The sequence below is a fragment of the Brevundimonas sp. NPDC055311 genome (genome assembly GCF_053645695.1).
Window position 1 is genome coordinate 275946 of the sequence record NZ_JBSHMV010000001.1, and the last position, 11607, is coordinate 287552.

The 11607-nt window shown below is 68.3% G+C and carries 12 protein-coding genes; 7 read left to right on the plus strand and 5 right to left on the minus strand.

Annotated elements, in window-relative coordinates; genetic code table 11:
• Nucleotides 1-22: 22 nt before the first annotated feature.
• Both ACWIDZ_RS01310 and ACWIDZ_RS01315 read left to right on the plus strand, forming a co-directional pair.
• Nucleotides 23-1081, plus strand: coding sequence for a diguanylate cyclase domain-containing protein (locus ACWIDZ_RS01310; RefSeq protein ID WP_453988534.1), 1059 nt, complete (start codon nt 23-25; stop codon nt 1079-1081).
• 171 nt (nt 1082-1252) lie between these two features.
• Nucleotides 1253-1972, plus strand: a complete 720-nt coding sequence (locus ACWIDZ_RS01315) for a LamG-like jellyroll fold domain-containing protein (RefSeq protein ID WP_453988533.1) — start codon at nt 1253-1255, stop codon at nt 1970-1972.
• A gap of 4 nt (nt 1973-1976) precedes the next feature.
• Here ACWIDZ_RS01315 and ACWIDZ_RS01320 read toward each other — a convergent pair whose 3' ends face one another.
• The 4 genes from ACWIDZ_RS01320 to tpiA all read right to left on the minus strand — a co-directional run bounded on the left by ACWIDZ_RS01320 (nt 1977) and on the right by tpiA (nt 5189).
• Nucleotides 1977-2105, minus strand: coding sequence for a hypothetical protein (locus ACWIDZ_RS01320; RefSeq protein ID WP_291774648.1), 129 nt, complete (start codon nt 2103-2105; stop codon nt 1977-1979).
• 68 nt (nt 2106-2173) lie between these two features.
• On the minus strand, nt 2174-3826 hold the full coding sequence (locus tag ACWIDZ_RS01325; RefSeq protein ID WP_312218109.1) for a CTP synthase: 1653 nt from the start codon (nt 3824-3826) through the stop codon (nt 2174-2176).
• Nucleotides 3827-3949: 123 nt separating this feature from the next.
• Nucleotides 3950-4354 (minus strand): preprotein translocase subunit SecG, encoded by a 405-nt coding sequence (gene secG / locus ACWIDZ_RS01330; protein ID WP_312218110.1) that lies wholly within the window; start codon nt 4352-4354, stop codon nt 3950-3952.
• 85 nt (nt 4355-4439) lie between these two features.
• Entirely contained in the window at nt 4440-5189 is a 750-nt protein-coding gene (gene tpiA / locus ACWIDZ_RS01335) for a triose-phosphate isomerase (protein ID WP_453988532.1), read from the minus strand.
• Nucleotides 5190-5320: 131 nt separating this feature from the next.
• Between tpiA and ACWIDZ_RS01340 the strand changes: the two genes are divergently transcribed.
• The gene (locus ACWIDZ_RS01340) at nt 5321-7249 is read left to right on the plus strand and encodes a peptidylprolyl isomerase (protein ID WP_453988531.1); all 1929 of its coding nucleotides are present in this window, start codon (nt 5321-5323) and stop codon (nt 7247-7249) included.
• The gene (gene trpE, locus ACWIDZ_RS01345; RefSeq protein WP_343829600.1) at nt 7249-8766 is read left to right on the plus strand and encodes an anthranilate synthase component I; all 1518 of its coding nucleotides are present in this window, start codon (nt 7249-7251) and stop codon (nt 8764-8766) included. The genes ACWIDZ_RS01340 and trpE overlap by 1 nt, the downstream gene beginning before the upstream one ends.
• Here the strand turns inward: trpE and ACWIDZ_RS01350 are convergent.
• Nucleotides 8763-8951 carry a hypothetical protein gene (locus ACWIDZ_RS01350; RefSeq protein ID WP_453988530.1) on the minus strand — a complete coding sequence of 63 codons (189 nt, stop codon included), beginning with the start codon at nt 8949-8951 and terminating at the stop codon, nt 8763-8765. The two genes, trpE and ACWIDZ_RS01350, sit on opposite strands and share 4 nt — an antisense overlap.
• A gap of 124 nt (nt 8952-9075) precedes the next feature.
• On the opposite strand from ACWIDZ_RS01350, the gene ACWIDZ_RS01355 reads away from it, so the two are divergent.
• Genes ACWIDZ_RS01355 through trpC form a run of 3 tightly spaced genes read left to right on the plus strand, consistent with a single transcriptional unit; the run spans nt 9076 to nt 11503 of the window.
• Nucleotides 9076-9666: an anthranilate synthase component II gene (locus ACWIDZ_RS01355; RefSeq protein ID WP_343829598.1), complete on the plus strand. Its 591-nt coding sequence runs from the start codon at nt 9076-9078 to the stop codon at nt 9664-9666.
• Nucleotides 9663-10700, plus strand: coding sequence for an anthranilate phosphoribosyltransferase (gene trpD / locus ACWIDZ_RS01360; protein WP_453988724.1), 1038 nt, complete (start codon nt 9663-9665; stop codon nt 10698-10700). The genes ACWIDZ_RS01355 and trpD overlap by 4 nt, the downstream gene beginning before the upstream one ends.
• Nucleotides 10700-11503, plus strand: coding sequence for an indole-3-glycerol phosphate synthase TrpC (trpC, locus tag ACWIDZ_RS01365; RefSeq protein WP_453988529.1), 804 nt, complete (start codon nt 10700-10702; stop codon nt 11501-11503). The genes trpD and trpC overlap by 1 nt, the downstream gene beginning before the upstream one ends.
• Nucleotides 11504-11607 lie beyond the last annotated feature (104 nt).

The following is an 11607-nucleotide window of genomic DNA, read 5'->3' on the forward strand; positions in this document are numbered from 1 at the left end:
ACTTCCCAGGGGCGCTCAAGGCATGGCCACTCAGGTCGACACCACGGTCCGCAGTCCGGAAGCCTATGCCCTGGCGCGCCGGGCGGTGGACGCCATGCAGGCGGCTGCGGTCTGGCCGACGCCGTTGAATTTCGAACTCTGGCTGCACTACCTCAGCGCGCCTGACAGCCCGCTGAGCCAGGAAATGGCGCGCCTGCTGTCCAGCGGCGCGCCGTTCACCGACACCACGGCCGAGATGCTGGCGGCCGAGTTCCTGCCGCGTAGCCGCCTCTCGGAAGAGATTCGTGACGCCGGCGTCGTCCTGAACCGCGAACTGGCGGCGGTGGCCGCAGCCATCGACAAGGCGCGCGAGAGCCAGGCCGACTATGGCGACACCCTGGCCCAGGCGGCCGACCGCATGGCCTCGGCGCCCGACACCGACAGCCTGGGCGTCATCGTCTCCTCGCTCAGCGACGCCACGCGGCGAATCCGTCGTCATACTTCGGCGCTGGAACGTCGTCTGGAATCTTCCAATCGCGAGGTCGTCAAGCTGCGCGACCACCTGGAGCAGGTCCGTCGCGACGCCATGACCGACGCTCTGACCAACCTGGCCAACCGCAAGGCGTTCGACGAACAACTGCAGCGCATGTGCGACGAGGCCGAGAGCGACGCGACCCCGATCGGACTGGCCCTGATCGACATCGACCACTTCAAACGGTTCAACGACACCTGGGGCCATCAGACCGGCGATCAGGTGCTGCGCTATGTGGCCAGCGTCCTGGGCCGCATCGCGCGGGCGCCGCGCATCGCCGCCCGCTATGGCGGTGAAGAATTCGCCGTCATCTTCCCGCGCGAGACGGCGGGTGCGGTCGAGGCCGCGCTGAACGCCGCCCGCGAAGAAATCGCTTCACGCAGCCTACGCCGCCGTTCGACCAACGACGACCTGGGCGCCGTGACCATTTCCGTCGGCTTCGCGCTGCGCCGCTCCGGCGAGGCGGCGTCCCAGTTCCTGGAGCGCGCCGACGAGGCCCTCTACGCCTCCAAGCGGACGGGTCGCAACCGGGTCACCAACGCTGAGGCGGTCGCTTCCGCCGCCGCCTGAGCGGTTTCAGTAAACCCGTTTCCGCGCGAGCGCTCCTGCAGACGACCTCTGTGTCGCCCATCACAGCCGAATCGATCTTGACCGCGCCGATGCGGCCGCCAGGATCGCATCCACGCTCTTCCGGTCCGGTAGAGCGAACAGAATGGCCACCGGTGTCATAGGAGTTCCGAAATGCGCGCGCCCCTCTTGCCGACCCGTCGTCTGACGCTGATGGGCGGTCTGGCCCTGACCACGGGGGCGTGCGCCTCCTCTCCGGGTCGCGCGACGCTCCGCTCGCCTGCTGATCTTTGGACCTTCGACCGGCTGGACGAGATCGGCGGACACGCCGTCAAGGCGGAGGGCGGCCCCCGCCTGACAGATTCGCCCTGGGGTCAGGCGGCGTCCTTCGACGGCGTCGACGACGCTCTTTTCATCGAGAACCATCCCCTGGCCGGAGCGTCGCGCTTCACCTTCGAAGCCCTGTTTCGCCCCGACGGCGGGGCGCATGAACAGCGCTGGTTCCACCTTCAGGAAACCCCGCCTCCTGACGCCGGCCCCGAATGGCCCGGCACCCGCTTTCTGTTTGAAATCAGGGTCTTCGGCGAGCAATGGTGCCTGGACGCCTTCACTAAGGGGCCCGGCTACAATCACACCTTGATCTTCCCGGACAAATTGCACCCCGTCGGCGCCTGGGCTCACGTCGCCCAAACCTTCGACGGCGCGACCTACCGCAGCTACGTCAACGGCCGACTGGAAGGCGAGGCGCCGCTGGCCTTCAAGCCACAGGGCCCCGGAGCGTCCTCGATCGGATGTCGGTTCAATCGGGTCAACTACTTCAACGGCGCGGTGCGGGCGGCCGCCTTCTCTCGCTCCGGCTTGACGCCCAGTCAGTTCGTCCTGCCGCTCCCCTGAAGGTCTAAGCGCTGAACAGCAGGCGCAGAAGGCTGCGAAAGATCAGGCCAAGCGTCATCACGCCGACCGTCGCGCCGACCAGAAACACCAAGCGGAAATGCCGGTGCAGAAAGTAGAGAATCTCGCCTGCCATCTGCGTTGCCCAAAGGTTAACAACATGATGACACACGGTTAGGCGAACGCCCCAACAAGGATTCGTGATCAGACCAGCCGGCTCTGCACCAGGGCCGCCGCGATGAAGCTGGCGAACAGCGGATGCGGGGCGAAGGGGCGGCTGCGGTATTCCGGGTGGTACTGGACGCCGATGAACCAGGGGTGGTCCCGGCGCTCGACCGTTTCCGGCAGGACGCCGTCCGGCGACATGCCGGCGAAGAACAGCCCGCCCTTCTGCTCCACCGCCTCGCGGTAGTTGATGTTCACCTCATAGCGGTGTCGGTGGCGTTCGTTGATGTCGGTCTGACCGTAGATCTCGGCGATCCTGGAGCCCGGAGCCAGGGTCGAGGCGTAGGCGCCCAGACGCATGGTGCCGCCCAGGTCGCCGCCATGCTCGCGCTTGACGCGCTCATTGCCCTGGACCCATTCGGTCATCAGGCCGACAACGGGTTCATCTGCCGGGCCGAACTCGGTCGAGGTCGCCTTGGGGAAGCCCGCCAGGTTTCGCGCCGCCTCGATCACCGCCATCTGCATGCCGAAGCAGATGCCGAAATAGGGAATCTTGCGCTCGCGGGCGTAGCGCGCCGCCTCGATCTTGCCCTCGGCCCCACGCTCGCCGAAGCCGCCGGGCACGAGGATGGCGTGGGCGCCTTCCAGACGTTCGGCGCAGGCCTGCGGGTCGCCTTCGAAGGTGTCGGCCTCGACCCAGTCGATGTTGACCTTGGCGTTGTTGGCGACGCCGCCGTGCTGCAGCGCCTCGATCAACGACTTATAGGCGTCCTTCAGAACCGTGTATTTGCCGACCACGGCGATGGTGACCTCGCCGTCCGGATGCAGGCGGCGGCGCACGATCTCGTTCCAGCCGGACAGCTCCGGCGCCGGCGCATCATCCAGGCCGAAGTGGGCCAGCACCTGGGTGTCCAGACCCTCGCGGTGATAATCCAGCGGCACGGCGTAGATGTCGGCCGAGTCCATCGCCTGAATGACGCTGTCGGGGCGGACGTTGCAGAACTGGGCGATCTTGCGCTTCTCGTCGGCCGGGATCGGCGCCTCGCACCGGCACAGCAGGATATCGGGCTGGATGCCGATGGAGCGCAGCTCCTTGACCGAGTGCTGCGTCGGCTTGGTCTTCATCTCGCCGGCGGTCTTGATGAAGGGCAGCAGGGTCAGATGAACGAAGCACGACTGCCCCCGCGGCAGGTCCTGCTCCAGCTGGCGGATCGCCTCGAAGAAGGGCAGGCCCTCGATGTCGCCGACGGTGCCGCCGATTTCGACCAGGACGAAGTCCACGTCCTCGCCCGCATCGGTCTTGGCCGGGTTGAGGCAGAATTGCTTGATCTGGTCGGTGACGTGCGGGATCACCTGGACGGTCGCGCCCAGATAGTCGCCGCGGCGCTCCTTCTCGATGATCGTCTGATAGATGCGGCCGGTCGTGATGTTGTCCGACTTGGCCGCCGAGACGCCGGTGAAACGCTCGTAGTGGCCCAGGTCAAGGTCCGTCTCGGCGCCGTCGTCGGTCACGAAGACCTCGCCGTGCTGATAGGGGCTCATCGTGCCCGGATCGACGTTGAGATAAGGGTCCAGCTTGCGCAGGCGGACCTTGTAGCCGCGCGCCTGCAGAAGAGCGCCGAGAGCGGCGGAAGCGAGGCCTTTTCCAAGAGAGGAAACCACGCCGCCGGTGATGAACACATAGCGAGCCATGGGCGGACACCTTACTCCATGATTCGTCCGGAGCGGAGAGGCCCTGAACGAATCCAACTGTTGATCAAAAGAAGAAAGCGCGCCTCGCGGCGCGCTTCCCCAAACTCGATGGCGACGACGCCCTTACTGGGCGGGCGCGCCCTGACCGGCCGGCAGGCTGGCTTCCAGATCGTCCAGCGACGGCGCGGCCGGAGCGGCCGGGGTCGCCGGTGCGGCTTCCGGAGCGGCCGGAGCCGTTTCTTGCGGCTGGTCCAGCGCGATCGAGCCGACGGCGTCGGCGTCGATCACCGACCGCGACCCGCGCGCATAGTTACCCGCGATCGTCAGACCGATGGCGCAGACGAAGAAGGCCACCGCCAGGAATGACGTGGTGCGGGTCAGCAGATTGCCCGCGCCGCGCGCCGTCATGAATCCCGAAGGACCGCCGCCCATGCCCAGGGCGCCGCCCTCGGAACGTTGCAGCAGGATCACGGCCGACAAGGCGACCGAGATGATGATCATCGCGACGAGCAGAATGGTCTGGAGCATGGCGTCATTCATGTGGGCGCAGAAACGCGCCGATCAAGCGGCGGCCTCTAACACCGTTGCGGGTTTCGAGCAAACTGTCAGGCGGTCAAACCGCGCGGATGATGCCCAGGAAGTCTTCGGCCTTCAGCGAGGCGCCGCCGACCAGGGCGCCGCCGACCTCGGCCACGGCCAGGATCTCGGCCGCGTTCGACGGCTTGACCGAGCCGCCGTACAGGATCGGCGCGGCGCGGCCGCCCTCCCCCAGCCTGGCGATCATGGCCGCGCGCACGGCGGCGTGGACCTCTTCGATCTGCTCCAGCGTCGGCGTCAGGCCGGTGCCGATGGCCCAGACGGGTTCATAGGCCACGGCGAAAGCCTTGCCCGCCAGCGAGGCCGGCAGCGAACCGGCGACCTGACGGCTGACGACCTCGACCGCCTGTCCGGCTTCGCGTTCCTGAAGCGTCTCGCCGATGCAGATGATCGGCTCCAGCCCGGCAGCCAGGGCGGCCTCGACCTTGGCGGCGACGTCGGCGTCGGTCTCCCCGAATCCGGCGCGACGCTCGGAGTGGCCGAGAATCACCAGGCCGGCGCCCGCATCGCGGACCATCCCGGCCGAGACCGACCCGGTATAGGCGCCCGACGCCTCGGCGTGGCAGTCCTGCCCGCCGATTTCGACGACGCCGCCCTTCAGCGTCTGGGCCATCCGATCGATCAGGGTGGCGGGCGGGCACAGGGCCACGCGGCAGGCCGCAGCCTGTTCCTTCAGCGCCTTTTCGAGGGTTTCAGCCTCGGCCAGGCTCGCGCCCAGGCCGTTCATTTTCCAGTTGCCGGCGACCAGCTTCACAGATTGTTTCATGCGGCCTGTCTAGTGGCGACGGTCGCGGAAGCCAAGATGTCGTCAAGCCTCACTTGCGGCGGCGGCCCCGCACCCCCTATACGCGACCCTTGGCGCCCTTTCGACGCCGGCCCTCGTCAGGTTCTTCTTAGATGATCACGCTCTTCCGCAACTTCGCCAAGTCGAAATGGGCCGCCGGCCTGTTCGCCCTGATCATCCTCAGCTTCCTGATCGTTGGCGCGCAATCCGACATCTTCGCCAACCTGGGGCCGCGCCATATCATCAGCGCAGGCGACCGCAGCGTCGATTCCAACCAGTTCCGCGCCGACTTCGAGCGCGTGCGCGCAAATCTGCAGGAGCAGGCCGGCCGCCCCGTCAGCTATGACGACATGGTCAAGGAGAACCTGCATCAGCAGTATCTCGACAGCCAGACCCAGCGTCTTGGCTTCCTGGACTGGGCCTATAAGGCGGGCATCCGTCCAGGCAAGGAGCTGGTGCTGGCCGAGATCCGCAAGATTCCGGCCTTCTTCAACCAGATCACGGGCCAATTCGACCAGGACCTCTACGTTCAGGCCCTGGCCCAGCAGAACCTGACCTCGGAAATGCTCGAGCAGGATCTGCGCGACCAGTATATCACCTCGCACGTCGGCTCGGCCGTCTTCGCCGGCCTGCAGGCCCCGCGCGTCTACGCCGCCCTGCTGGCGGGTCAGGCGCTGGAAACCCGCGACGGCCGCTGGTTCTCGGTGACACAGGACATGGCCGGCCGCGCGGGTGCGCCGACCGACGCCCAGCTGACCGCCTTCATGAAGGAGAATGAGGCGCGCCTGCGCAGCCCCGAGTTCCGCATGATCTCCCTGGTCCTGTTCACGCCTGGCCCGAACGATCCGCGCCCGACCGTCACCGAAGAGCAGATCAACGAGCGTTATGAGTTCCGCAAGGCCGCCCTGGCCGACCCGGAAAAGCGCACCTTCGTCACCCTGACGGTTCCGACCAAGGAAGCCGCCGACAAGATCGCCGCCGACCTGCGCGCCGGCAAGAACCCGGCCGAGGTCGCCAAGGCCAACAACATCCAGCTGGGCGACTACAAGGCCACGCCGCAGGCCGCCGTTGGCGACCCCGCGGTCGGCGCCGCCGTGTTCGGCCTGGCTGTCGACCAGGTCTCGGCACCGATCCAGGGCCGCCTGGGCTTCACCGTCGCCAAGCTGGCCGCCATCCAGGCCGGTCAGGCCGTGACGCTGGAAAGCGCCCGCCCCGCCCTGACCCAGGAGCTGCAAGCCGAAGCCGTCAAGGCTGCGACCTACGCCAAGGTCGAGCAATTCGAAAAGGCGCGTCAGGAAGGCAAGAACCTGGCCGACGCCGCCGCGGCCGCCAAGGCCCGCGTCATCCAGCTGCCGCCCTTCACCCAGCAGGGCCAACTGCCCGACGGCCAGCCGATGAACGCCCCGCGTCAGGTTCTGGAAAGCGCCTACGCCCTGTCCAAGGGCGGCGAGAGCGACGTCATCGACGCCGGAGACGGTCAGTATTTCGCCGTCCGCCTCGACGACATCCGCCCCTCGGCTCTGCCCACGCTGGAAGAAGTGCGCGGCCCGCTGGGTCAGCAGTGGACCCTGCGTGAAAACGCCCGCCTGCTGTCGGCCAAGGCCGAACAACTGGCCGGCCGCGTCCGCGCCGGCGAGGACATCGCCAAGGTGGCCGCCGAGGCCGGCGCCCAACTGACCGTCCGCACCGGCGTGCAGCAGAGCCGCGAGTCGCAAGCCCAGGTCGGCGACGGCGTGCTGCGCGGCCTGTTCGGCCAGAGCAAGGGTCAGGTCTTCTCCGACGCCCAGTCGCAGACCGCCTTCGTGGTCGGCCGCGTCGACGCCATCCACGCCGCCGATCCGGCCCTGGCCGCGCCGCTGGCCGAGCAAGCTCGCCCGCGTCTGACCGAAGAGCTGGCCAACACCCTGGCCGACCGCACCATCGCCGCCGCCGCTGCACGCACCAAGTCGCGCAACGACCCGGCCGCCGCCCTGCAAGCTCTGGGCGTCGAGGCTCCGGTCGCGGCGGCTCCGGCTACGGCGCCTGCTCCCGCCAAGAAGTGATGCTTCAAGAACGCGACGCCTTCATCGCCGGTCTGTCGGCGGGCCGCCCTCAGGTTCTGGTCCGCCGCCTGGTCGATGATCTGGAGACCCCCGTCTCGGCCTTCCTGAAGGTCGGGCACGGGCGGCGCTACGCCAGCCTGTTCGAGTCGGTCGAAGGCGGGGCCGTCAACGGCCGCTATTCCTTCGTCACCCTGTCGCCGGACGTGGTCTGGCGCTGTCGCGACGGCAAGGCCGAGATTGCGCGCGGCGCCGACGTCCTGGCCGACGTCTTCACCCCGGAAGACCGGCCCGCGCTGGAGTCCCTGCGCGCCCTGATCGCGGCGACGAAGTTCGAGTTGCCCGCCGACCTGCCCCCGATGGCCGCCGGTCTGTTCGGCGTCTTCGGCTATGACATGGTGCGTCTGCTGGAGCCGCTGGGTCCGGCCAACCCCGACCCTCTGGACCTGTCCGACGCCGTCATGGCGCGTCCGGCCCTGGTCGCCATCTTCGATTCGGTGAAGCACGAGATCGTCCTGATCTCCGCCGCCTATCCCGACACGGCGGCCGATCCGAGCCAAGCCCATGCCGCCGCCGAGGCCCGACTGGAGGACTTCGAGGACCGCCTGCGCGGCCCCCTGCCGATCCAGCGCGAGGTCGAGCCGGTTCCCGCGCCCGACTTCCACTCCCCCGTCGATGAGGCCGCCTTCGGCCGCATGGTGGCGCGGGCCAAGGACTACATCGCCGCGGGCGACATCTTCCAGGTCGTGCTGGCGCACCGCTTCTCGGCGCCGTGGGGCCAGGATCCGTTCGCCTTCTATCGGTCGCTGCGTCGCGGCAATCCGTCGCCCTATCTGTTCTTCCTCGACTATGTGGATTTCCAACTGGCGGGCTCCAGCCCGGAAATCCTGGTCCGGCTGAAGGACGGGCGCGTCACCATCCGCCCTCTGGCGGGCACCCGTCCGCGCGGCGCCACGCCCGACCAGGACAAGGCGCTGGAGGTCGAACTTCTGGCCGACCCCAAGGAACGGGCCGAGCATCTGATGCTGCTGGACCTGGGCCGCAACGACGTGGGCCGCGTCTCGACGCCCGGATCGGTCGAGGTCACGGAAAGCTTTGTGGTCGAGCGCTACAGCCAGGTCATGCACATCGTCTCCAACGTCAACGGCTCGGCCGATCCCAAGCTGGACGCGGTGGACACGCTTCTGGCCGCCCTGCCCGCCGGCACCCTGTCGGGCGCGCCCAAGGTGCGTGCGATGGAGGTCATCGACGAGCTTGAGACCGAAAAGCGAGGCGTCGGCTACGGCGGCGGCGTCGGCTACATCTCGGCCAATGGCGAGGCGGACATCTGCATCGTCCTGCGCACCGCCATGTTCGCGAAAGGCCAGATCTTCGTTCAGGCGGGCGCCGGCGTCGTCGCCGACAGCGACCCTGCGGCCGAATACGCTGAAACCCTGGCCAAGGCCCGCGCGCCGATGAAGGCGGCCGGCGAAGCCTGGCGATTCACCGCGACCACGCGCGGCCAGGGTTCCGACGGCTAGGGATTGGAAAACATGGCAGCCTGGTCAAATGATATGCCTGGGCCCACGACCATGGTCCCGGCCAAAAGAACCGCCGTCGTCGCGGCGAAGGCGGCCGCCGCCAGCAGGCGCAGCGGCTTGGGTTGTTCGCTCGGCGCCTCGTTCAACAGGGCGCGGGCGTCACGGATGCATTCTACAGGGGTCAAGACGGATTTCTTCCGATGGCGATGCCCCTCTATCGCCCGGACAGCTTAACGTCCGCTTTCAATCGGCCCGCTTGCCTTCCATGCTTGGGCCGCCCTGCCTCCCCGTCTTCAAGAAGCCCTCGCCATGATCCTCGTCGTCGATAACTACGACAGCTTCACCTACAACCTCGTCCACTACCTCGCAGAGCTGGGCGCGCAGACGCACGTCGTCCGCAACGACGACCTGACGGTCGAGGAAGCCTGGGCCTTGCAGCCCGAGGCCGTTCTGCTGTCCCCCGGCCCCTGCGCCCCTGATCAGGCGGGCATCTGCCTGTCGCTGATCGAGACCGCCGCCGAGACCATGCCTATCCTCGGCGTCTGCCTCGGCCACCAGTCGATCGGCCAGGCCTTCGGCGGCGAGGTGGTGCGCGCCAAGACCCTGATGCACGGCAAGACCTCGCCCATCCTGCATGAAGGGCGCGGCGTGTTCGGCGGCCTGCCCTCGCCCTTCACGGCGACGCGCTATCATTCGCTGGCCGTGCGTCGCGAGACCCTGCCCGACGCGCTGGAGGTCACCGCCTGGACCGAGGACGGCGAGATCATGGGCCTGTCGCACCGCACGCGCCCGATCCACGGCGTCCAGTTCCACCCGGAATCCATCGCCACCCAGCACGGCCACGAGATGATCGCCAACTTCCTCGATCTGGCGGGCGTCAAGAGATTGGCGAACGTCTGATGGACAGCATCAAGCCCCTGCTGGCCAAGCTGGTCGACGGACAGGTGCTGAACCTGGATGAGGCCAAGAGCTTCTTCGCCGCCTGCCTGCGCGGCGAGCCGACCCCGTCACAGGTCGCCGCCGCCGTCACCGCCCTGCGCATCCGGGGCGAGACGGTGGACGAGATCGTCGCCTTCGCCAGCGCCATGCGCGAGGCCGCCCTGTCGCTGAACCACCCGTTCGATCAGGTGATCGACACCTGCGGCACCGGCGGCGACGGCCAGCACACCTACAACGTCTCGACGGCCGCCGCCTTCGTCCTGGCGGGCGCGGGGCTGAAGGTCGCCAAGCACGGCAATCGCGCCATCAGCTCCAAGTCCGGCTCGTCCGACGTTCTGGCTGCGCTGGGCGTCAATCTGGACGCCACGCCTGCCCAGCAGGCGCGCGCGCTGGACCAGGCGGGCATCGCCTTCCTGTTCGCGCCGACCTATCACGGCGCCATGCGCCACGTCGGGCCGGTGCGCGGCGAAATCGGCTTCCGCACCGTGTTCAACCTCTTGGGACCGCTGTGCAATCCGGCGGGCGCGACGCATCAGGTCATGGGCGTCTATGACCCTGCCCTGCTGGAGCCGCTGGCCGAGGTTCTGGGCCGACTGGGCGCCCGGCGCGCCTGGACCGTCAACGGTCAGGGTCTGGACGAACTGACCACCACAGGTCCGACCGATGTAGCCGAATGGAAGGACGGCGCCGTGCGCCGCTTCACCGTCACGCCCGCCGACGCCGGACTGCCGCTGGCGACGCTGGACGATCTGCGCGGCGGCGACGCCGAGCATAATGCGGCGGCCCTGACCGCCCTGCTGGCGGGCGAGCGCGGCCCTTACCGCGACATCGTTCTGCTGAACGCCGCCGCCGCCCTGGTGGTGGCCGGGCGGGCCGAAGACCTGAAATCGGGCGCCGAGATCGCCGCCGCCGTCATCGACGACGGTCGCGCCGCCGCCGCCTTGGCTGAACTGGTGCGCGTCTCCCACGCGCCGATCGAAGACGAGGACGCCTGATGAGCGACGTTCTGGACCGCATCGCCGCCTACAAGCGCGAGGATGTCGCCGCCCGCAAGGTCGCTGTCTCGCAGGACGCGATCGAGGCGCGCGCGAAGGAGGCCACGGCCCCGCGCGGCTTCCGCGCCGCCCTGGCCAGCCGTTTCGTCGAAACCGGCCGCCCGGCCCTGATCGCCGAGATCAAGAAGGCCAGCCCGTCCAAGGGCCTGATCCGCGCCGACTTCGACCCGCCTGTTCTGGCCCAGGCCTATGAGCGCGGCGGCGCGTCCTGCCTGTCGGTGCTGACCGACGGCCCCAGCTTTCAGGGCGATGACGCCTACCTGAGCGCCGCGCGTGCGTCCGTCGCCCTGCCCTGCCTGCGCAAGGACTTCCTGGTCGATGCGTGGCAGGTGGCCGAGAGCCGGGCGCTGGGCGCTGACTGCATTCTGATCATCATGGACATGGTGGACGACGCCCTGGCCGCAGACCTGCTGGCCGAGGCGACCCGCTGGGGCATGGACGCCCTGATCGAGACGCACGACGCGGACGAGATGGCCCGCGCCGCCAAGCTGGTTCAAGGCCGCGACGACGCCCTGATCGGCGTCAACAACCGCTCGCTGCGGACCTTCGAGGTCGATCTGGCGACGACGGAGCAACTGGCGGCGCTGAGCCCCGACGGCGCGCTGCTGGTCGCCGAAAGCGGCCTGTTCACACCCCAGGACGTAGCGCGCGTATCCGACGCCGGCGCCCGCGCCCTGCTGGTCGGCGAAAGCCTGATGCGCCAGGCGGACGTGGAAGCCGCGACGCGGGCCTTGCTGGCCTAAGTCCTTCTAACCCGCTCATCCCGGCGGACGCCGGGATCCAGTAAGAACCACGCGCGCAGTTTTTAGTGAACCGAGCTTGGGACGGCCACTGTTGCGCACTTAGC